The organism is Streptomyces verrucosisporus (assembly GCF_017114865.1).
GTDB lineage: Bacteria > Actinomycetota > Actinomycetes > Streptomycetales > Streptomycetaceae > Streptomyces > Streptomyces fenghuangensis.
Genome location: NZ_JADEYH010000009.1, coordinates 149,482 through 170,855 on the forward strand (window position 1 = coordinate 149,482; position 21,374 = coordinate 170,855).

Sequence of the window (21,374 nt, forward strand, 5' to 3'; positions counted from 1 at the left end):
TCCAGCGCCTCGGCGGTCTCGGGAAGGATCCCGAGCTCTCGGAATGTGGTGGTCAGGATGCTTGCCTCTTCCGTGAGACGCGGGACGGGGGAGCGAGGGCGCACCCCGGGGGAGCGGGGTGGGTCGTACCGCGCCGGACGCCGGCTGCCTGTCGGGCGGCCTCGCGGCGCAGGACCCGGGCTCTCGCTCAAGCGCTCGTACCGCGCGAGCGGGCCCCTCACCGTGGCCCGTGCGGAACGCCCGGCTGCGTGTGTCCACAGCCGGCACTCCGCATACGGCCCACGTGGAGGGCGGTCGTGTCGGAGCCGATCGGGCCACCGACCGGGCATCCGTTACGGGCCCGGAGAACGTCCCCGGGGCCCGGATAACACAGTATGCGCAGAACCCGCTGTCAGGAAGCGGGCCCAATATCACTGTACCCCCTGATCCCGCATCCGCGCCCGGCCGATCTCCGCAGAAGGCCGCCGCCAAGGCGGCGCCGGACCGCGCCGGACGCCTCCCGGGCAGGTCGGACGGCCTGGCGGCGGGCTATTGTGCCCGGCATGGAGACGTCTGACACATCCCCCGCCGGCCCCGAGGGAACCGGGAGCGCCGAGAGGGCCGCAGGAGCCGAGGACACCGAGGGGACCACCGTCCAGGACTGGGCATCGGCCTCGGCCGACCCCCAGTACCGGGCGGCGGTCGTGGACCTGCTGGGCGCGCTGGCCTATGGGGAACTGGCCGCGTTCGAACGGCTCGCGGAGGACGCCAAACTGGCCCCGACCCTGGTGGACAAGGCGGAGCTGGCCTCCATGGCGTCGGCGGAGTTCCAGCACTTCGAGCGGCTGCGCGGCCGGCTCGCGGAGATCGGCGAGGACCCAGCGGCGGCGATGGAGCCGTTCGCCGCCGCGCTGGACGAGTTCCACCGCCAGACCGCGCCGTCGGACTGGCTGGAGGGTCTGATCAAGGCATACGTCGGCGACTCGATCGCCTCCGACTTCTACCGGGAGGTCGCCGCCCGCCTCGACTCCGACACCCGGGCCCTGGTGCTGGGCGTGCTGGACGACACCGGGCACTCCGGCTTCGCGGTGGAGAAGGTGCGCGGGGCCATCGAGGCCGACCCCCGGGTCGGCGGCAGGCTCGCCCTGTGGGCCCGCCGTCTGATGGGCGAGGCGCTGTCGCAGGCCCAGCGGGTGGTCGCCGAGCGCGACGCGCTGTCGATGATGCTGGTCGGCGGGGTCACCGCGGGATTCGACCTGGCCGAGGTCGGCCGGATGTTCTCGCGGATCACCGAGGCGCACACCAAGCGCATGGCCGCGCTGGGGCTGGCGGCCTGACGTGTGCGCCCCGCCGGGTGCGGTGGGGCGCGCCCCGGCCGCGCCGCCTCAGACCGCGCCCACGTGAGGCCGGCCGGCCGCCGGACCGCCGCGGGGGCGGACCAGCAGGGACAGCAGGGCCACCGCGACCAGGGCGGCGACCACGAGGGTGGGAAGCGCGTATCCGGGGCCCAGCACCACACGTGTGATCACGCCGCCGCAGAAGGCGGCCGCGGGCCCGGTGACCAGAACCAGGGACCTGTCGCGGAACCGGTCCGCGAAACGGCGGCCGGCGACGAGGGCGACGGCGAGACCGACGAGCGCCGAGCCGAGCACTTCCCAGAGCATTGGGTCCTCCCGCGGGCCGGTGGGGTGCGCATCGGGCTACTCGGTCCTACCCAGGGCGCCCCGAGTGCGAAACGGAAAGGACGCGGAGGGCCGGGCGGAATCCCGCCCGGCCCTCCGCGCGCTGCTCACTGCGCCGCTCGCGCCGGCCTCGCGGCCGGTGGTCTCCTCACCGGGCCCCAGAGCCCCGCGGAGCTTCACCGAAGCCCCTCGCGGGTCCCTGCGGGTCCCTGCGGGTCCCTACAGGGCCCCGAAGCCCACCTTGCGGCCGCTGGGCTCGCCGATGTCCACGTAGGCCAGCCGGTCGGCCGGGACGACCACCCGGCGACCGTGCTCGTCCACCAGGCTGAGCAGCTGCGACTTACCGGTCAGCGCCTCGGCGACGGTGCGCTCGATCTCCTCGGCCGTCTGCCCGCTCTCCAGAACGATCTCGCGGGGCGCGTGCTGCACGCCGATCTTGACCTCCACGGCTATGTCCCTTCCGAACGGTTGGTGATTCTCCCTGGCCGAGCCGGGGAGGGGTGCGCGGGCGGGCCGCGCCGTCATGCCAGCAACATTAGCCCTCGCGGGGACGGTGGGCCGCCCGCGACCGCACGCCGACAGCGAACACCGGGCGGCCGCACGCCGTGGGCGGCCGGGCTCAGCCGTGCATCGGGAAGCCCGCGATGCCCCGCCAGGAGAGCGACGAGATGAGTTTGGTGGCGGTGTCGCGCGGGACCTTCTGCCCGGCGCTCAGCCAGTACCGAGCGGTGATCTGCGCCATGCCGCACAGCCCGACGGCCAGCAGCATCGCCTGGTCCGGAGGCAGGTCGGTGTCCTCGGAGATCACCTCGCTGACCGCCTCGGCGCAGTCCAGGCTGACCTTGTCCACCCGGTTGCGGACCTCGGGCTCGTTGGTCAGGTCGGACTCGAAGACGAGGCGGAAGGCCCCGCCCTCGTCCTCCACGTACGCGAAGTAGGCGTCCATCGTCGCCGCGACCCGGTGCTTGTTGTCCGAGGTCGAGGCCAGTGCCGCGCGCACCGACTGGACCAGCGCCTCGCAGTGCTGGTCGAGCAGGGCCAGGTACAGGTCGAGCTTGCCGGGGAAGTGCTGGTACAGCACCGGCTTGCTGACACCCGCGCGTTCGGCGATGTCGTCCATGGCCGCGGCGTGGTAGCCCTGGGCGACGAACACCTCCTGCGCCGCACCGAGCAACTGGTTGCGTCGGGCCCGGCGTGGCAGCCGTGTGCCACGCGGGCGTGCCTCGGTCTGCTCGATGGCTGTCACGCTCGCCTCCTGGGGTCTCCCTGGAACGCCTCCCGGGCAGGGCCCGGACCGAGCCCCGAGGGGGTCCGGGGGCCCGGGGATCCGGAGAGAGGTCGTCGGTACTTCCGCGCGCGGGGTGCGCTGCGCCCGCCATCGTACTTTTGGGTAAACCTTCTGTGCGTCCGGCGGGCACAGAAATCCGCGTCCCGAACGCGCGATGTCGTGGTTTAGCGGTAATCGTCCTCGTCGAGTTCGACGACACGTGCCTGCTCGGCGGCGTCCGCGGGGTTCACCTCCGGTGAGCCGGCGGCCGGCAGCCGCGCGTTCCCGCGGGGCAGGACCTCCGCGTGCTGTTCGGCCGCGTCCGCCTCGGGAGCCTCGACTCCGAACCGCTCGGCCGCGGGCCTGCCGTCCTCGTCGTCGAACCGGTCGAAGGTGTCGGGATCGGTGGGGTCAACAGACATGACGATCCTCTTTCCAGGCTGAGGGGGTCCCACACGAGTCCGGGAGAGGGGAATTACGGGGGACGGGAAGGTGTGACCCCGAACACGTGAGAGCGGCAGTGATCGTCTCGTAACATTGCCCCATGTCATCGACCGAGCGGCCACAGGCGGCGACCCCGTTCGAGGTCCCCCCTTCGGGCCGGTCGCGCGCCGGGGAGGGCGAGACGCACAGATCCGTGTCACTGCCCGGCCTGACCCTGTCGGTGCGCGGGCGGCCGGGCCGGCGCCCGGGGCTGCCCGCCGCGCTGTACGTCCACGGTCTGGGCGGGTCCTCCCTGAACTGGTCCTCGCTGATGCGGGAGCTGGCCGACGAGGTCGACGGCGAGGCGGTCGACCTGCCGGGCTTCGGTCACTCGCCGCCGCCCGACGACGGCGACTACTCGGTCTCCGGGCACGCGCGCGCCGTCATCCGCTACCTCGACTTCTCCGGGCGCGGGCCGGTGCACCTGTTCGGCAACTCCCTGGGCGGCGCGGTCGCCACCCGGGTCGCGGCGGTCCGGTCCGACCTGGTGCGCACCCTCACCCTCGTCTCGCCCGCCCTGCCCGAACTGCGTCCGCAGCGCACCGCGGTGCCCACAGCCCTGCTGGCGGTGCCCGGGGCCACCAGGCTCTTCGGGCGGATGACCCGTCACTGGACGGCCGAGCGGCGCACCCGGGAGCTCCTGGCGCTGTGCTACGGCGATCCGGCGGCGGTGTCGCGGGAGGAGCTCGAGGCGGCCGTGGCGGAGTACGAGCGCCGCCTGGCGCTGCCGTACTTCTGGGACTCGCTCTCCCGGTCCGCGCGCGGCCTGGTGAACGCCTACACCCTCGGCGGCCAGCACGCGCTGTGGCGCCAGGCCGAGCGGGTGCTGGCGCCGACGCTGCTGGTCTACGGCGGGCGGGACCTGCTGGTCTCGTTCCGCATGGCGCGCAGGGCCGCCGCCGCGTTCCGCGAATCGCGGCTGCTGGCGCTTCCCGACGCCGGGCACGTGGCGATGATGGAATATCCGGAGGCGGTGGGGGACGCCTTCAGGGGTCTGCTGGGAGAAACCGATACGGGCAGGGGTTGACGAGTCGTGGGACGTCACAGTCGCCGGGGCCGGCCGGGCAGCGGCAAGCCGACGGCCATGGTCACCGGGCAGCGGCCCGCGGCCGGGCCGGCGGTCCCGGAGGAGACCCCGCGTCCCCGTCCGGCGCAGGCTCCGCCGTACCCCCAGTCCGAGGGGCGTACCGCAGGCCGGCGCGGTGTACCACCGGTCCGCGGCGGCCACCCCGAGCAGCGCGAACCGGGCGGCGGCTGGGGTCTGCCGCCGCGGCGGCCACCCGCCCCGGGCGCCGGGCGCGGGCCCGCCGGACCGCCGCGGGAGACGGTCTACGGCACGGGACGGATGCCGCGGCGCGAGTACGTCGAGGCGTTCGACGACGGCGTCTTCGGCTCGCCGGGTGCACCGCGCGCGGACGAGTCCGGGCCGGAGCCCTCGGCGGAGGCCGGCCGGCCGGCCGGTACCCCCCGGCCGGGTGAGACGGACGGCGAGGACGGTGACGGCGGCCGGGACGGACGCGGCGCACACGGTGCGCCTAGCGGGCGCGGTGGGCGCGGCCGGGCCTTCACCGGGGTCGCGGCGGCTGCCGTGACCACCGTGCTGGCCGTCGTGGTGGCCGGACAGGTCGCCGACGGCCGAAGCGGCATGGACCGCCAGTTGCGGGCCGGCGGCGAGGCCCAGCGCGAGGACGCCCCGGACGCCTCCCGGTTCGAGACCCGGCCCGCCCCCTCGGGCGGAGCGGACGGGGGGAAGGCCCCGTCCGGGACGCGGGCCTCCTACGGCGAGCGGATGGAGCGGCTGTACGACCTGGCCCCGGACTTCAAGGGATCCGGGCGGCTCACCGCCGTCGCGGGGCGGGACGAGGCGTCCGGCGAGGGGGAGGTCGTCCGCTACCGGGTCGACGTCGAGGACGGGCTGCCGCTGGACGGGGAGCTGTTCGCCGAGGCCGTCCACCGCACCCTCAACGACGAGCGGAGCTGGAGCCACGGGGGCGCCCGCACCTTCGAGCGGGTCTCCGGCGAACCGGGGAAGTCCGAGAAGTCCGAGGGGGGCGACCCGGTCTTCGTGATCACGCTCGCATCTCCCCCCACCACCGCGAAGTGGTGCGCCAGATCGGGCCTGGACACCACGGTCGACAACGTCTCGTGCGACTCGGCCTCGACCGAGCGCGTCATGATCAACGCCTACCGGTGGGCGCGCGGTGCGGAGACCTTCGGGCCGGACCGGATCCGGGAGTACCGGGAGATGCTCATCAACCACGAGGTGGGCCACCGGCTCGGCAAGGGCCATGTGAACTGCCCGGAGGAAGGCGCCCTGGCGCCGGTGATGATGCAGCAGACGAAGTACCTGACGGTGGGCGGGGCGACCTGCCGGCCCAACGCCTGGCCCTTCCCCGACGCCTGACGGCCCTTCGGCTCCGGCCCGCGGTAGACGACCGAACGTTCAATCGCTTCGAAAGTCACGGTAGTTCACCCCTTCCGGTGGTGTGACGGACAACCGTCCGCCGCGCCGCCCCGCCTCGCGCATAACGTCTTCCCGCGACGCCACGGCGACGGTCGGTGGCCCGGAGGAGGAACGGGGGTGGACAGGTGCGCATCGCACTGCTCACGGAAGGTGGCTATCCCTATCCGCGCGGTGACTCGTACGCGTGGTGCGACCGGCTGGTGCGCGGCCTGGGCGGCCACGACTTCGAGGTCCACGCGCTCGGCCGCGACGAGCGGCACAGGGAGGGTTCCTGGCCCGCGCTGCCGGAGAACGTCCGGAGGGTGCGCACCGCCCCGCTGTGGGGCCCCGCTCCCGGGGGCGGGGGGCACCGGAGCGGATACGGGCGCCGCCTCGGGCGCCGCTTCGGTGAGCACTTCGCGGAGCTGGCCCGCGCGGTCTGCGCAGGTGCGTACGGCGGGGGAACGGAAGGCGCGGCGGCCGGGGGCGGAGGGGCCGCCGCAGAGGCGGACCGTTTCGCCGACGGCCTCCACGGGCTGGCCGACCTGGCGCGGGAGCACGGCGGACTCGCCGCGGCCCTCCGCTCCGAGCAGGCGGTCCGGCTGCTGGAGGTGGCGTGCCGCGCCCCCGGCGCGCTGCGGGCCGCGCGCTCCGCGACACCGGCCGACCTGCTCACGGTCGCCGAGCAGTTGGAGAGGGCGCTGCGGCCCCTGTCGCTGGACTGGTACGGGGCCGGGGAGACTCGCGGGCTCGCGGCCGCGGACGTCTGCCACGCGGTGGGTGCCGGTCCCGCCGCGCTCCCCGGTCTGCTGGCCCGGCGCCTCTTCGGCACCCCCCTGCTGGTGACCGAGTACGGCGTGCGGCTGCGCGAGCACTACCTCGCCAGCGCCGCGCACGCCGTCGCGCCGGACGCCGTGAGCGCACCGGTGCGCGCTCTGCTCGCCTCCTTCCACGGGAACCTGGCGCGCGAGGCGTACCGCCGCGCCGAGATCGTCACCTCCGGCAACCTCCACGCCCGGCGCTGGCAGGAGAGGTGCGGGGCGGAGCGCGGGAGACTGCGCACGGTCTACCCGGGCATGGACGCGCCGGAGCTGACCGGGATCGAGGAGGACGCGGGACGCTCCGGGCCGGATCCGGTGCTGGTGTGGGTCGGGCGGACCGGTCCCGCCAGGGATCTGGTCGGCCTGCTGCACGCCTTCGCCGAGGTCCGCAGGGCGGTGCCCGGCACCCGGCTGCTGATCGCCGAACGGCCCGGCGGCCCGGCTCCGGAGGAGGACCCGGAGTCGGCCCGGTACCTGGCGCACTGCCGGGCGCTGGCCGCGCAGCTCTTCCCCGACGAGGCCGCCGGCCCCCTCAGCGTCGGGGAGAACCCGGTCTGCTTCGCGCGGATCGGTGGTTCCGCGCTTCCCCGCCTCGCCGACGCCTACGCCGCCGCCGACGTCACGGTGCTCTCCAGCGTGGTGGAGGGCTTCCCGGTCCCGCTGGTCGAGGCGATGCTCGCCGGCCGCGCCACGGTCTCCACGGACGTCGGCGCGGTGTGCGAGGTCATCGGCGGCACGGGGCTCGTGGTGCCGCCGCGCAACCCCCGCGCCCTGGCGGAGGCCTGCACGGCCCTGCTGCGCGACCCGGCCCGCCGAGCCAGGCTGGGCGCCGCGGCGCGGGCCCGGGCGCAGGAGCTGTTCACCGCGGAGCAGAACGTCGCGGCGTTCCGCGGCGTCTATCTGGAGCTGCTCTCACAGCGCCCGCTGCCCGACGGCCCGGCCGTCGCCGCGCTGCCGTTCGCCCGGCCGCCCGAGGCCAGCCTCCCCGGCCGCTGGACCGCGCCCGCGGCTCCCGCCGTGACCGCGCCCGCGGCCCCCGCGGCCGCCCGCTCCGCCGGACGTCCGGCCCGCGCCCCGAGCTGGGCCCGTACGGCCGCGGCGGGCGTGCCCGCCGGGCAGGGCAGGGGGAGCCGGTGAGCGCCCCGCCGTACCCGCGCCGGCCCGCCGACCCCGTGCGCTCGCTGCTGCACCGCCACCGGGAGCTGTGCGCGCGGGCCGTGGACCCGCTGGAGATCGCCGCGGCCCTGGAGGCGCACGGGATCACCGACCGCACCGCGGCGCGCTACCGGCACCGGGACGTGTTCTCGCTCTCCGAGGAGCTGTACGCGCGCACCCCCCGCGCGGACGAGACCGGCGGCGCCCGCGGAGGCGGCGGAGCACGAGAAAGCGGCGGGCCCCGCGGAGCAGGCGGAGCGGACGAGGCCCGGGAGGCGTACGGCCCCGGCACCGGGCGGCCCGGGGGCGAGGCGCCCGCCGCCCGGCCCTCCCGCAGCGGCCGGGGGGCCGGAGGGGCGCACCCGGCGGGAACCGCGCTGCTCCCCCTGCTGCCCGGCGGGCTGTGCGCGGCGGCGCCGGCCGCACACGCCCTCACCGCCGGCCTCCCGGCACCCGCCCGTGCCGCCGCCGGCGCGGCCGGAGTCCTGCTCGTCCTGCTGTCCGTGCGGCTGTGCCTGCGCGGTACGGGCCTGAACCGGACCGCCGTGCTGGGCGGCTGCCTGCTGACCGGGCACGCACTGGCCGGCGGTCTTCCCCTGGCCTGGGCGCTGGACGGCCGCTCGCCCGCGGCGGACGCCTTCCCGGGCGAGTGGTGCGTGCCGCTGGGCCTGGCGCTGGCCGTCGCGCCCGCCGTGTGGTGCGCACGCTGGTTCGCCGGGCGGGCGAGGCGGCGGCTGGGCACCAGCCGCGGCCTGGAGGAGTTCGCGGCCCGGACGCGTCCGCTGCTCGCCGCCGCCGTCGCGCTGTTCACGGTCGCCCAGCTCACGGTGCTGGCCGTCGCGCACGCGGCCGTGGACGGCGGTCTCACCGGAGGCCTCACCGGCGGCCCGTCCGCCGCCGTGACCGCCGCAGTGACCGGACCGGAGGGCGCGCGGATCGCCGAGGCGGCCGCGCTGGGCATCCTGCTGTTCACGGCCCTGCTGCTGTCCGCCCACGGCTTCCCGGCCGCCGCAGCGGGAGGCGTCGTCGCGGCCTGCGTACTGGAGGCCGCGGCACTCGCCGCGGCGGCGGCCTCCGGCCACCTGGGCCTGGCGCTTCCGGGCCGCCTCGTGGCGGCGCCGGCCACCGCCTGGGGGCCGGCGGCCGTACCCGCCGCGGCCTGCGCCTGCGCGGCCCTGGCCCTGTCGGTGTTCGCCGCCTCCCGCCTCACCGGCGCGTCCGCCCACCACCGGGAGGAGCCGTGACCCGGCCCTGGCCCCCTCCCGCCCCACCCGACCCCTTCCCGCGGCGCACACACCCTCGCGCGCCGCGCACCACCGACCAAGGAGCACACCCGATGACCGTTCCGAGCGCCACCGGCGTCACCGCAGCAGTACGGGAGGACGTCCGATGAGAGTGCTGTTGATCGGTGCGAACGGATACCTCGGCCGCCACGTGGCCGACCGCCTGCTCGCCGACCCCGCCGTCCAGCTCACCGCCCTGGGCCGGGGAGACGACGCCGACGTCCGCTTCGACCTGTCCACCGGCAGCCCCGGAGCGCTCACCCGCTTCCTGGACGCCGTCCACCCCGGAGTCGTCGTCAACTGCGCCGGCGCCACCCGCGGCGGCGCACGTGACCTGATCCGGCACAACACCGTGGCCGCCGCCACCGTCTGCGAGTCGCTGCGCCGCAGCGGCTGCGGGGCCCGGCTGGTCCATCTGGGCTGTGCCGCCGAGTACGGGCCCTCTCCGGCCGGCTCCTCCACCGGGGAGGACGCGGTGCCGCGGCCCGGCAGCCCGTACGGTGTCAGCAAGCTCGCCGCCAGCGAGCTGGTGCTGGGCTCCGGGCTGGACGCCATCGTGCTGCGCGTCTTCTCCCCGGTGGGCCCCGGCACCCCCACCGGTTCGCCGCTGGGGCGGCTGGCGGAGGCGATGCGCCGGGTGATGCAGCAGGGCGAGGGCGAGCTCAGACTGGCCGGGCTGGCCGTCCAGCGCGACTTCGTGGACGTGCGGGACGTGGCCCGGGCGGTGCACGCCGCCGCCCTGTCGGCCGCCCAGGGCGTGGTCAACATCGGCTCCGGCCGCGCGGTGCGGCTGCGTGAGGTGGTCTCCGTGCTGGGCAGGGTGGCCGGCCACACCGGCGCGGTGCACGAGATGGACGAGCAGCCCCCGGCCGGCGGCGGCCCGCAGGTGCCCCCGTACCCCGACGGCTGCGGCCCCTGGCAGCAGGCGGACGTGCGCAGCGCGCGCGACCGGCTCGGGTGGCGGCCCCGGATCGGACTGGAGGAGTCGCTCGCGGACATCTGGATGGAGGCGGCATGCCGTATCTGACCAGTTCCGGCCGGCGCAGACCGGCCGCCGGAGTGCCCGGCCGGCTCGGCGTCGGGGTGCCCGGTTACGCGCACCCGATGGTGGCGCCCGTGGAGTGGGCCGAGCTGACCCGGCCGGGCGCACCGGTGCACTGGGCGGTGCTCAACGTGGCGCGCGGGCCGGGGGAGCGCTCCGACCCGTACTGCGCGGCGGCCGTCACCGGGCTGCGCGAGGCCGGAGTGCGCGTGCTGGGCCATCTGGACCTGCGGCACGGCACTCGCGACTTCGGCCCGCTGGTCCACGACGCGCACCGCTTCCTGGACTGGTACGGGGTGGACGGCTTCCACCTCGGCCGCTGCCCGGGCGACCGGGCCGCCCTGCCGGAGGTGAGCCGGGTGACGGCCGCGCTGCGCGCCCTGGGCGGGGACGCCCACATCGTCCTCGGGCACGGCACCCACCCCTTCCCCGGCTACGCGGAGGTGGGCGACCAGCTCGTGACGTTCTCCGGGTCGTGGTCCGACTACCGCTGGTCGCAGGTGGCCGAGTGGACGGCGGACCACTCGCCGGAACGCTTCTGCCATCTGGTGCACGGGGTGCCGCGCACCCATCTGGAGGAGGCCGTGCGCATCGCGCGCTGGCAGGGCGCGGGCACCGTCTGGTTCACCGACCGCACCCGCCGCGGGCGCCGGGGCGAGGCCGTGGACCCCTGGGAGGCCATGCCCGGTTACTGGGACGAAATCGTCTCGCGTCTCGGACCGGGTGTCTCGGAATGAGATAGGGCGTGGCAGTGTTGCGGAAGGAACAACCGTCCACCGACCAACCCTGTTGAGGTCTCCGTGTCGCTGCCACCCCTGGTCGAACCGGCCTCCGAGCTCACTGTCGACGAGGTCCGCAGATACTCCCGCCACCTGATCATCCCGGATGTCGGGATGGACGGGCAGAAGCGTCTGAAGAACGCCAAGGTGCTCTGCGTGGGCGCGGGCGGCCTCGGCTCGCCCACCCTGATGTACCTGGCCGCCGCGGGCGTGGGCACGCTCGGCATCATCGAGTTCGACGAGGTCGACGAGTCCAACCTCCAGCGCCAGGTCATCCACAGCCAGGCGGACATCGGCCGCCCCAAGGCCGAGTCCGCGCGGGACACGGTGCTCGGGATCAACCCGTACGTGAAGGTCAACCTCCACACCGAGCGGCTGGACTCCTCCAATGTGATGGAGATCTTCGCCGACTACGACCTGATCGTGGACGGCACCGACAACTTCGCCACCCGCTACCTGGTCAACGACGCGTGCGTGCTGCTGAAGAAGCCGTACGTGTGGGGCTCGATCTACCGCTTCGACGGCCAGGCGTCGGTCTTCTGGGCCGAGCACGGGCCGTGCTACCGCTGCCTGTACCCCGAGCCCCCGCCGCCGGGCATGGTCCCCAGCTGCGCCGAGGGCGGCGTCCTGGGCGTGCTGTGCGCGTCCGTCGGCTCGGTCCAGACCACCGAGGCGATCAAGCTCCTGGCGGGCATCGGCGAGCCGCTGCTCGGCCGTCTGATGATCTACGACGCCCTGGAGATGAGCTACCGCCAGGTCAAGGTCCGCAAGGACCCCGAGTGCGCGGTGTGCGGCAAGAACCCGACGGTCACCGAGCTGATCGACTACGAGGCGTTCTGCGGTGTGGTCTCCGACGAGGCCCAGCAGGCCGCGATGGGCTCGACCATCACCCCGCAGCAGCTCAAGGAGTGGATCGACGAGGGCGAGAACATCGACATCATCGATGTCCGCGAGCCCAACGAGTACGAGATCGTCTCCATCCCGGGCGCGCGCCTGATCCCGAAGAACGAGTTCCTGATGGGCAACGCGCTGGGTGAGCTGTCCCAGGACAAGCGGATCGTCCTGCACTGCAAGACGGGTGTCCGCAGTGCGGAAGTCCTCGCCGTCCTGAAGAACGCGGGCTTCTCCGACGCCGTCCACGTCGGCGGCGGCGTCGTCGGCTGGGTCACCCAGATCGAGCCGGAGAAGCCGGTCTACTGAGACCCCCCCTGTGGCGGGGTGCGACGACGCGCCGCACCCCGCCACAGTGCTGTCGGAACGCGGTCGTCACCTGCCGTCGTCAGCCGCGCCCGGCAGTCCCCCGACGCCCCGGACAGTGACAGGGGCGTGATCGCCGGACGACCGTGGCGCCCTCGGCCGCGCCGCACGGCTGGGCCCGAGGAGCCGTCGGCCGCGCGTGTCAGCGCGAGTGGCCCGGCCAGCGTCCGCGCAGTGCGATCAGGACGGCCGCCGCCACGGCGAGCAGCAGCAGCGAGACGGCGGTGGCGGCGGCCGGGTCCTGCTGGAGGAGCAGATAGACCTGGAGCGGCAGGGTCTGGGTGACACCCGGAAGGTTGCCCGCGAAGGTGATCGTCGCGCCGAACTCGCCCAGTGCCCGCGCCCAGCACAGCGCGGCGCCCGCCGCCAGGGAGGGCGCCACCATCGGCAGGGTGACGTGGCGCAGGGTCTGGGGGAGGCCGGCGCCCATGGTGGCGGCGGCCTCCTCGTAGCGCGGGTCGATCCCGGCCAGCGCCCCCTCCAGGCCGATGACCAGGAACGGCATCGCCACGAAGGCCGCGGCGACCACCGCGCCCGCGGTGGAGAACGGCAGCGTCACCCCCACCGCCTCCAGCGGTCCGCCCAGCAGCCCGCCGCGGCCGAAGCCGCGCAGCAGGGCGACGCCCGCCACGGTCGGCGGCAGCACCATCGGCAGCAGCACCAGGCTGCGCACCAGCGCCTTGCCGGGGAAGTCGGCGCGGGCCAGCAGCCACGCCAGCGGCACGCCCAGGACGAGGGAGAGCAGCAGCGCCAGGACGGAGATCAGCAGGGAAAGCCCCAGCGCCCGGAGCACGTCGGGCGAGGTGAGCCGCCCGGCCAGGTCCCGCCAGGGCGTGTGGGCCAGCACCCCGGCCAGGGGCACGGCCAGGAAGGCCGCGGCCAGCGCGGCAGGCCCGCCGAGCGCGACGGGTGTGCGGGGGCGCGCGGCGGGCGTGCGACTGCGGGCACGTGACGGCCGGGCGCGGGATCCTGTGCGGTGGTTCACGGCAGCAGGAAACCGGCTTCCCGCAGCAGGCGGCGGGCCGGTTCGGAGCCCAGCCAGCCGACGACGTCCGCGGCCTGCCCGGGATGGGCGGCCTCCTTCAGCGGCGCGGCCGGGTAGCGCACGGCGGAGCCGCCGCCGGGGACGGGCACGGCCTCGACGCGGCCGGCGGAGGCGGCGGCGTCGGTGGCGTACACCAGCCCGGCGTCCGCCTCGCCCAGCTCCACCTTGCTCAGCACGGCCCGCACGCTCGGCTCCCGGGAGACCGGGCGCACGGTGACGCCGTGCCGCTCCAGCAGCCGCTGCCCGTACCGCCCGGCGGGGACCTCGGGGGCGGCGAGCACGGTCTTCACCCCCTCGCGGGCGAGGTCGTCCGGCGACTCGACGCCCAGGGGGTTGCCGGGGGCGGTGGCGATGACGAGCCGGTTGCGGGCGATCACGGTGGACGGGCCGGTGAAGTCCCGCAGGGACTCCATCGTCGCGGTGTCGGCGGTGACGACCAGATCGGCGGGCGCGCCCTGGCGGATCTGCGCGGCCAGCTCCTGGGAGCCGGCGAAGGACAGGCGCAGCCGTACGCCGGGGTGCTCCTCCTCGTACGCGGCGCCCGCCCCGGTGAGGACGTCGGTGAGGGAGGAGGCGGCCAGGACCGTCACGGTGGTCCGCGTGGTGCCGGACGCCCCGCCCCCGCAGCCGGCCGTGAGGGCCGCCACCAGGGCCAGGACGGCGGGCAGGAGGACGGTGCGGAGTCCGCGGCGTGTGCGGCGGCGGCGGCGAAGGGGCATGCCGGTCCGCCTCACGCCCGGTCGACGTGGACGTTGGTGGACTTCACCCGGGCCACGGCCTCCATGCCGACCGCCAGCCCCAGTTCCTCCACGGCCTCCCGGGTCAGCAGGGAGACCAGCCGGTGGGGGCCCGCCTGGATCTCCACCTGGGCCGCGACGTCGCCGAGGCGGACGGCGGTGACGATGCCGGGGAAGGAGTTGCGGACGCTGGTGTGCGGCCCGTCGTCCTCGCCTTCGGCGGCGTCCGCGGCGAGTGCCGCGGCGAAGGCGGCCAGGTCCTCGCCCGCCACCAGCCGCCTGCCGCCCTCGTCCCGGCTGGTGGGCAGCCGTCCGGCGTCCGCCCAGCGGCGCACCGTGTCGGGGCTGACGCCGAGCAGCCGGGCCGCCCGGCCCATGGAGTAGGAACGCATGTGCACGACGTTATGGCGCAGAGGCTCGCACATGCAAGGCGGACAGGGCCCTGTCCCTCGCACCCGCGAGGGGCAAGGGGTGGCGGGACCGCACCGGCTCGGACGGTCAGAGCGCCTCCCGGCGCGTGAGGTGGGTGAAGGAGAGCCAGCCGGGCAGGACCGGCAGCCAGAAGGTCATCAGACGGAACAGCAGGACCGCCGGGGTGGCGATCTCGTACGGCAGCCCGAACGCGACCAGACCCGCGATCAGCGCCGTCTCCACCGCGCCCAGACCACCCGGGGTGGGCGCCGCCGAGCCCAGCGCGTTGCCCGCCAGGAAGACCACCGCGATGCTCGCGTAGCTCAGCTCACCGCCGAAGGCGCGCACCGAGGCGTCCAGGCACAGCACGAACGACACCGTCAGCAGCAGCATGCCGCCGATGCCGCTGAGCAGCTTCTGCGGACGCTGGACGACGTCCAGCATCCGCGGGACGACGCCGGCGAACAGCGCCCGCACCCGTTCCACCACGAACTTCCGCAGCGCCGGGACCGCCGCCACGATCAGGGACAGCACCGCCGCCGTCAGCAGCCCCGCGATCACCGTGCGGGACGGGGAGAGGGTCGGGGTGCGCTCGGTGCCCGTCAGATAGCCGAAGACCAGCAGCAGGAGGATGTGGCTGCCCAGGCCGAACAGCTGGGAGGCGCCGACGCTGGCGACCGCGTGGCCGGGCCGGACCCCGGCGCGCTGCAGGAAGCGGGTGTTGAGCGCGACGCCGCCGACCGCCGCCGGCGCCACCAGCTTGACGAAGGAGCCCGCCACCTGGGCGACCACCGTGCGCGGGAAGGGGACCTTCTCGGGCACGAAACCGAGCAGGCTCATCGCCGCCGCGAAGTACGTCAGGGCGGAGAACAGCAGCGAGGCGGCCACCCAGCCCCAGTTCGCCTCGACGACGACCTGCCGGAAGCTCACATGGGTGAGCTGGGAGAGCAGGAAGTACGCGGCGAAGGCCCCGGCAATGAAGCTGATCAGCGTACGCGGCCGGACGCGTTCCAGCCGGGCCGGCTGTATCGGGGCCTGCGGTCGGACCAGAAGCACCTGCCCGCGGATCTGCGCCAGCAGGTCCTCCTCGCGCGCCTCCTCCAGGGCCTCCATGACCGCCTGCTTCTCGGCGTGCTTCTCCGCCCGGAGCGACTTGCGGTCGCCGGCGGGCGGGTGTCCCTGGGCGTGGCGCGTCTCACGGCTGTGGCGGGACGCCTCGATGGCCGCCTCCCGCTCGCGCTGCGCCCGCTCCTTGGCCAGTCTGCGCAGGGTGGCCCGGGTGCCGCGGCTGAGCGCGATCGGCTGGAGCAGCGGAAGGCTGTCGGCCACCGCGTCCGGACCGAGTACCTCCACCGCCGCCGCGACCGAACGCTCGGCGCCGGCGCGCAGACCGAATGTGGTCAGCAACTGCGCCACGTCCATCCGCAGCACCAGATCGCCGGCCGCGATCTCGCCGGCGCTGAGGTCGGTGAGGAACACCTCGCCGGAGGAGGCCACCAGCAGGGCGTCGTCCTCCAGCCGGCGGTGGGCGATCCGCCGCGACTGGAGCGCGCGCACCTGCCGCCAGACCGCGCGCATCAGCTCGTCGGTGACCTCCTCGTCGGGCAGGGAGCCCAGACCGTCCCCCTCCACGTGCTCGTAGACGAGCATGACGGCGTCGGGGCCCAGCTCGGAGGTGGCGATCAGCTTCGGGGCGTTGGCCCCGGCGGCGATGGCCGCGTACGCCAGCAGGGCCTCCTGCTCCAGCGCCTGCCGCAGCGACAGGAGGCTGCGGCGCTGGGTGATGCCGCGCAGCGCGAGACGGCGCCAGGCGCGGTAGAAGTAGCCGTGCGCCTGCTGCTCGCGGTCCACGACGGTGACGTCGAGCGGCGGGCCCTCCTCCAGGGTGACCAGATAGCGCCGGGCCCGGTCGCTCTGCTCGGCCCGCTCGGAGTCCACGGGGTCGGCGGGGTCCAGCCGCAGCGCCCTCACCGGCCTGAATCCCACCCGCCGCAGCCCGGCCAGCAGGTTCTGGCCGGTGGGCCGGACGTTGGGGGAGCCGACGGCGTAGAGGGTGCCGTAGGCGACGGTCCAGCCGATCAGCACGGTGACCAGGATCGAGAACGGTGTGGTGTAACCGCCGACGAGCACCGCGAAGGCGTCCAGCAGCAGCACCACCCACAGCAGCACCCGCCAGCGCGGCCGGCGGGCCATACCGACGGCCGTCATGTAGGCGATGACGGGCGCCAGATAGCCGTGCACCGGATCGGTGAGCCCGCCGCCCGGCGCCGGGCTGGTCAGGGCGTTCCGGATGGATCCGGGGGCCTGCTCGGCGACCCACAGGTCGGTGGCGAGCGACGCGCCGTGCGCCAGGACGGCGGCGAGGACGCCGTCGGCGATCCGCAGCCCGTCGCGTTTGATCAGCCGCTCCAGCGCGAAGGCCACCGGCACGATGAGCACGGCGACGCTGGAGGCGAAGCCGGCGAAGCTGATCAGCAGGGGAGGGGCCTGGCCCGCGCCCTTGCCGATGTCCTGCTCCAGGCCCGCGGTGGTGCCGTGCGCGAAGGCGGCGACGACCAGGACGACGGCGATGCCCAGGACCCCGAGCAGCAGCCGCATCAGGTCGGAGGGGCGGTGCACCCGGGCGGGGAGGATCGGCTCGTCGCCGTCGACGTGCTCCTGACCCGTCTCTCCGCCGGTCCTGCCGGTGTCCCGCCGTGCGGACTCCCGGCCGGTGTCACCGGTGTGCGGGGAGGAGGGAGCGGAACGGGGCTCCTCCCGCGGAGGGGGCCCGCCCTGGTCCTCGGACCGCTCCCCGGTCCCTTTTCGCTCTCGTATCACCTGTCACCGCCGGGACGATGGTGGCACGAGGAGGTGGCGGACCGGCGAGGGAGGTCGCTTTTCTCCGCGGAAAGCCGAGTTTGCGCGTGTCGTGCGGGCCCGCGCGCCGCCGCCGGTGCGGGCCGGCGGCCGTATGGGGCACCATGGCCGCCATGACCGGGCCCGCCGGCGAGCTGCCGGACTACGCGGAGAGGGTGCTGGCCGTGGTGGAGCGCATCCCGCCCGGCCGGGTGATGACGTACGGCGACGTGGCCGAGTGGCTGGAGGAGGGAGGCCCGCGGCAGGTGGGCCGGGTGATGTCCCTCTACGGCGGCGCGGTGCCGTGGTGGCGCGTGGTGCGGGCCGACGGGACGCCGCCGCCCTGCCACGAGGGCCGCGCGCTGGCCCACTACCGGCAGGAGGACACCCCGCTGCGCGGCGGCCGGGAGGGCGCGGCCGGCCGCACCGCCGGTGCGGTGCGCATCGACATGCGCCGGGCCCGGTGGGACGGGGAAGCGGGCGGGAGCGGGAACGGGGCCGGCGCCGGCGAGCGGTCCGCCCGGCGTTCCTGACCGCCCGGCTGTGGGACTCCTCACACGTACCAGCTTCCGCCATGGCCCCGCCGTACACGTCGCCGTACACGTCGCCGTGCACGCGGTGAGCCGTCCGGACCGGACGCGGGCGGGGGCGCGACGCCGTGCGCCACGACTGCCCCCTGGCGTACCGTCTGCACCATCCAGCACAGCGACCAGGACCGGCGATCCACGTGAGTTCCTCCCTCAAGTCCGATACGTACCGGTTGGTGCGTACCCCGCCCGGTCCGGCGAGCCTCCCTGCCTTGGACGCGGCCCAGCGCTCGGTGGTTGACCACCGCGGCGGACCGCTGCTCGTCCTGGCCGGGCCCGGCACCGGCAAGACCACCACCCTGGTGGAGTCCGTCGCCGAGCGCGTGCGGCGCGGAGGCGATCCGGAGCGCATCCTCGTACTGACCTTCGGCCGCAGGGCGGCGGTCGAACTGCGGGACCGGATGGCGGCCCGCCTGGACGGGCCCGCGCCCCGCACCCCGCAGATCACGACGTTCCACTCGTACTGCTACGCCCTGGTCCGCGCCAACCAGGACGCCGATCTGTTCGCCGAACCGCTGCGGCTGCTGTCCGGACCCGAGCAGGACCTGCGCATCCGCGAACTGCTGGCCGGCCAGGCGGAACTGGAGGACACCGGCCGGGAGCGGGCCCGCTGGCCCGGGGAACTGCGCGCCTGCCTGACCACGCGCGGCTTCGCCGACGAACTGCGGGCCGTCCTCGCCCGCAGCCGCGAACTGGGCCTGGGACCGGACGCGCTGGACGCCTTCGCCCGCCGCGCAGGCCGCCCCGACTGGCGGGCCGCCGCGGCCTTCCTGGCCGAGTACCTCGACGTGCTGGACCTCCAGGGCGTGCTCGACTACGCCGAACTGGTCCACCGCGCGGTGCTGCTCGCCGAACGGGACGAGGTGGGGGCGGACCTCGCCGCGCGCTACGACGCGGTGTACGTCGACGAGTACCAGGACACCGATCCGGCGCAGGTGCGGCTGCTGCGCGCGCTGGCCGGCCAGGGCCGCACCCTGGTCGCCTTCGGCGACCCCGACCAGGCGATCTACGCCTTCCGCGGCTCGGACGTCAACGGCATCCTCGACTTCCCCGGTGTCTTCCGGCAGCGCGACGGGGCCCCTGCCCCGGTGGCGGTGCTGCGCACCGGCCGCCGCTCGGCCTCGGTGGTGCTGGAGGCCACCCGGCGGATCACCCACCGCATGCCGCTCACCCGGCTCCCGGCCGAGGCCGTACGCGCCCACCGGGGGCTGACGGCGGCCCGGGAAGGCGGCCGGGTGGAGGTGTACACCTATCCGACCCCCGGGGCCGAGCTGGACAACATCGCCGACCTGCTGCGCCGCGCCCGCCTGGAGGAGGGCGTGCCGTGGCGGGAGATGGCGGTGCTGGTGCGCGCCGGCCACCGCACCGTCCCCGCGGTGCGGCGGGCGCTGACGGCCGCCGGCGTACCGGTGGAGGCCGACGGCGACGACGTGCCGCTGAGCCGGGAGCCGGCGGTGGTGCCCCTGCTGACCGCGCTGCGGGTGGCGGCGCGGGCGGCCGTCGTGGACACCGCCGGAGCGGACCGGGCCGGCGGACCGGGCCGGCCCGAGGGAGTTGACGGCGGTGCGGACGGCGGTGCGGACGGGCCCTGGATCGGAGTGGAGACCGCGCTCACCCTGCTGACCTCCCCGCTGGGCGGCATGGACGGCGCCGACCTGCGCCGTCTGGGCCGGGCCCTGCGCGAGGAGGAGCGCGCCGCCGGCCGCGCCGTGCCCCGCCCCTCGGACGAGCTGCTGGCCGAGGCGCTGTCCGAACCCGAGCGGCTGGTCGCGCACGACCCGTCGTACGCGCGCGGCGCACACGAGCTGGGGCTGCTGCTGCGCAAGGCGCGCGAGGCGCTGTCCGGCGGGGCCACGGCCGAGGAGGCGCTGTGGCTGCTGTGGAACGACGGCCTGGGCGGCGACCGGGACGGCCGGTGGCCCGCCCGGCTGCGGCGCGCGGCCGGGCGCGGCGGCGCCGCCGGCCGCAACGCCGACCGGGACCTGGACGCCGTCTGCGCGCTGTTCGCCGCCGCGGCCCGCGCCGAGGAACGCGTCGGCGGGCGCGGCGCGCTCAACTTCCTGGAGGAGCTGGACGCCCAGGACATCGCCGGCGACACCATCGCCCCCCGAGCGCTGCGCCCCGATGCGGTACGGCTGATGACCGCGCACCGGGCCAAGGGCCTGCAGTGGCGGCTGGTGGTCGTCGCCGGGGTACAGGAGGGGCTCTGGCCCGACCTCCGGCGGCGCGGCTCCCTGCTGGAGCCCGACCGGATAGGCCGTGACGGGCTCGCCGAACCGCTCACCCCCGGCGCGATGCTGGCCGAGGAGCGACGGCTGTTCTACGTGGCGGCCACCCGCGCGGCCGACCGCCTGGTCGTCACCGCGGTGAAGGCCGCGGCCGAGGACGGCGACCAGCCCTCCCGCTTCCTGACCGAACTCGGCGTCGAGCCCAGGGATGTCACCGCCCGCCCGCGCCGCCCGCTGTCGGTCCCCGCGCTGGTCGCCGAGTTGCGTGCCACCACCGTCGACCCCGCGGCCGCCCCCGCGCTGCGCGAGGCCGCCGCCGAACGGCTGGCCGAGCTGGCCGCGCTGCGCGACGACGACGGCGTCCCCCTGGTCCCCGCCGCCCATCCGCACCGCTGGTGGGGGCTGTACGGGCCGACCCGCAGCGAGGTGCCGCTGCGGGACAGGGACCGGCCGGTCGCCCTTTCCGGCAGCGCGCTGCACCAACTGGCCACCGCCTGCTCGCTCCAGTGGTTCCTGGGCCGCGAGGTGAGGGCGGAGCCGCCCGCGACCGCGGCCCAGGGCTTCGGCAACGTGGTGCACGTCCTGGCCGACGAGGTCGCCTCCGGCGGCACCCCCGCCGACCTGTCCGTCCTGCTGGAGCGGCTGGACTCGGTGTGGGACTCGCTCGCCTTCGACGCGCCCTGGAAGTCGCGGCAGGAGAGGGAGAACGCCCGCGCGGCCCTGGAGCGCTTCCTGCGCTGGCATGTGATGGAGCGTGACCTCGGGCGGGAGACGGCCGCCACCGAGCACGACTTCGACGTGACGCTGGAGGCGGGCGGCCACCGGGTCCGCGTCCGCGGTTCCATGGACCGGGTCGAGCGCGGGCCCGACGGCCGGGCGTACGTCGTCGACTTCAAGACCGGCAGGAGCAAGCCGACCGCTGCCGAGGTCGAGCGCCACCCCCAGTTGGCCGTCTACCAGCTCGCGGTGCGCGAGGGCGCCCTCGACGGGGTCGAGGGTTTCGAGGGGCGGCCGGAGCCGGGTGGCGCGGAACTGGTCCAGCTCAGGATCGGTGCGCCGAAGAAGGAGGGCGGCGACGAACTCCCGGCCGTGCAGCGGCAGCCCGCCCTGTCCTCCGGCGACGGGGACGGGGACGGAAACGGGGAGTGGGTGGGCGAGCTGCTGGCCGACGCCGCCGGGCGCGTGCTGGACGAGCGGTTCGCCCCCTCTCCCGGACGGCACTGCGACACCTGCTCGTTCAGGGGGGCGTGCAGCGCCCGGCCCGAGGGGCGCCACATCGTGGAGTGAGCGCGGAGCGGGCGCCGCCCCGGCCGGTCCCCGGGAACCGGCTGTCGGTG

Annotated in this window: 17 protein-coding genes and 1 pseudogene; 10 read left to right on the top strand and 8 right to left on the bottom strand. The window is 75.5% G+C overall.

Translation table 11 applies throughout. From position 1 onward, the window contains the following. The first annotated feature begins 542 nt into the window (after positions 1-542). Positions 543-1,316 carry a ferritin-like fold-containing protein gene (locus IQ279_RS12985; RefSeq protein ID WP_206348667.1) on the top strand — a complete coding sequence of 258 codons (774 nt, stop codon included), beginning with the start codon at positions 543-545 and terminating at the stop codon, positions 1,314-1,316. Positions 1,317-1,364: 48 nt separating this feature from the next. Here IQ279_RS12985 and IQ279_RS12990 read toward each other — a convergent pair whose 3' ends face one another. The 4 genes from IQ279_RS12990 to IQ279_RS13005 all read right to left on the bottom strand — a co-directional run bounded on the left by IQ279_RS12990 (position 1,365) and on the right by IQ279_RS13005 (position 3,350). Next, the gene (locus IQ279_RS12990; protein WP_206348669.1) at positions 1,365-1,643 is read right to left on the bottom strand and encodes a hypothetical protein; all 279 of its coding nucleotides are present in this window, start codon (positions 1,641-1,643) and stop codon (positions 1,365-1,367) included. A gap of 237 nt (positions 1,644-1,880) precedes the next feature. Further along, entirely contained in the window at positions 1,881-2,108 is a 228-nt protein-coding gene (locus IQ279_RS12995; RefSeq protein ID WP_093661275.1) for a DUF3107 domain-containing protein, read from the bottom strand. Between the two features lie 172 nt (positions 2,109-2,280). Next, entirely contained in the window at positions 2,281-2,907 is a 627-nt protein-coding gene (locus IQ279_RS13000; RefSeq protein ID WP_206348671.1) for a TetR/AcrR family transcriptional regulator, read from the bottom strand. Between the two features lie 206 nt (positions 2,908-3,113). After that, complete coding sequence (locus tag IQ279_RS13005; protein ID WP_206348673.1) at positions 3,114-3,350, bottom strand: Rv3202a family protein; 237 nt, start codon at positions 3,348-3,350, stop codon at positions 3,114-3,116. Positions 3,351-3,472: 122 nt separating this feature from the next. Between IQ279_RS13005 and IQ279_RS13010 the strand changes: the two genes are divergently transcribed. The 7 genes from IQ279_RS13010 to moeZ all read left to right on the top strand — a co-directional run bounded on the left by IQ279_RS13010 (position 3,473) and on the right by moeZ (position 12,134). After that, positions 3,473-4,438 carry an alpha/beta fold hydrolase gene (locus IQ279_RS13010; RefSeq protein WP_206348675.1) on the top strand — a complete coding sequence of 322 codons (966 nt, stop codon included), beginning with the start codon at positions 3,473-3,475 and terminating at the stop codon, positions 4,436-4,438. Positions 4,439-4,444: 6 nt separating this feature from the next. Continuing rightward, positions 4,445-5,815, top strand: coding sequence for a DUF3152 domain-containing protein (locus IQ279_RS13015; RefSeq protein WP_307792333.1), 1,371 nt, complete (start codon positions 4,445-4,447; stop codon positions 5,813-5,815). A gap of 185 nt (positions 5,816-6,000) precedes the next feature. Then, positions 6,001-7,812 (top strand): DUF3492 domain-containing protein, encoded by a 1,812-nt coding sequence (locus IQ279_RS13020; RefSeq protein WP_206348677.1) that lies wholly within the window; start codon positions 6,001-6,003, stop codon positions 7,810-7,812. After that, positions 7,809-9,074 carry a hypothetical protein gene (locus IQ279_RS13025; protein ID WP_206348729.1) on the top strand — a complete coding sequence of 422 codons (1,266 nt, stop codon included), beginning with the start codon at positions 7,809-7,811 and terminating at the stop codon, positions 9,072-9,074. Before IQ279_RS13020 ends, IQ279_RS13025 begins: the two co-directional genes overlap by 4 nt. Before the next feature lie 145 nt (positions 9,075-9,219). After that, positions 9,220-10,140, top strand: a complete 921-nt coding sequence (locus IQ279_RS13030) for an NAD-dependent epimerase/dehydratase family protein (RefSeq protein WP_206348679.1) — start codon at positions 9,220-9,222, stop codon at positions 10,138-10,140. Next, positions 10,128-10,892, top strand: a complete 765-nt coding sequence (locus IQ279_RS13035) for a spherulation-specific family 4 protein (protein WP_206348681.1) — start codon at positions 10,128-10,130, stop codon at positions 10,890-10,892. The genes IQ279_RS13030 and IQ279_RS13035 overlap by 13 nt, the downstream gene beginning before the upstream one ends. Positions 10,893-10,955: 63 nt before the next feature. Further along, entirely contained in the window at positions 10,956-12,134 is a 1,179-nt protein-coding gene (gene moeZ / locus IQ279_RS13040) for an adenylyltransferase/sulfurtransferase MoeZ (protein WP_206348683.1), read from the top strand. 211 nt (positions 12,135-12,345) lie between these two features. Here moeZ and IQ279_RS13045 read toward each other — a convergent pair. From IQ279_RS13045 to IQ279_RS13060, 4 genes and pseudogenes are all read right to left on the bottom strand, one after another. Further along, positions 12,346-13,074 (bottom strand): annotated as a pseudogene (locus tag IQ279_RS13045) (ABC transporter permease); the annotation flags it as partial. Positions 13,075-13,172: 98 nt separating this feature from the next. Next, on the bottom strand, positions 13,173-13,955 hold the full coding sequence (gene modA, locus IQ279_RS13050; RefSeq protein ID WP_206348685.1) for a molybdate ABC transporter substrate-binding protein: 783 nt from the start codon (positions 13,953-13,955) through the stop codon (positions 13,173-13,175). Positions 13,956-13,966: 11 nt separating this feature from the next. Further along, the gene (locus IQ279_RS13055) at positions 13,967-14,365 is read right to left on the bottom strand and encodes a TOBE domain-containing protein (protein ID WP_206348687.1); all 399 of its coding nucleotides are present in this window, start codon (positions 14,363-14,365) and stop codon (positions 13,967-13,969) included. 106 nt (positions 14,366-14,471) lie between these two features. After that, positions 14,472-16,982, bottom strand: a complete 2,511-nt coding sequence (locus tag IQ279_RS13060) for a lysylphosphatidylglycerol synthase transmembrane domain-containing protein (RefSeq protein ID WP_241028055.1) — start codon at positions 16,980-16,982, stop codon at positions 14,472-14,474. A gap of 365 nt (positions 16,983-17,347) precedes the next feature. Here IQ279_RS13060 and IQ279_RS13065 point away from each other — a divergent pair, with 365 nt between their 5' ends. Both IQ279_RS13065 and IQ279_RS13070 read left to right on the top strand, forming a co-directional pair. Then, on the top strand, positions 17,348-17,755 hold the full coding sequence (locus IQ279_RS13065) for an MGMT family protein (RefSeq protein WP_206348691.1): 408 nt from the start codon (positions 17,348-17,350) through the stop codon (positions 17,753-17,755). A gap of 266 nt (positions 17,756-18,021) precedes the next feature. Next, on the top strand, positions 18,022-21,324 hold the full coding sequence (locus tag IQ279_RS13070) for an ATP-dependent helicase (RefSeq protein WP_241028018.1): 3,303 nt from the start codon (positions 18,022-18,024) through the stop codon (positions 21,322-21,324). Positions 21,325-21,374 lie beyond the last annotated feature (50 nt).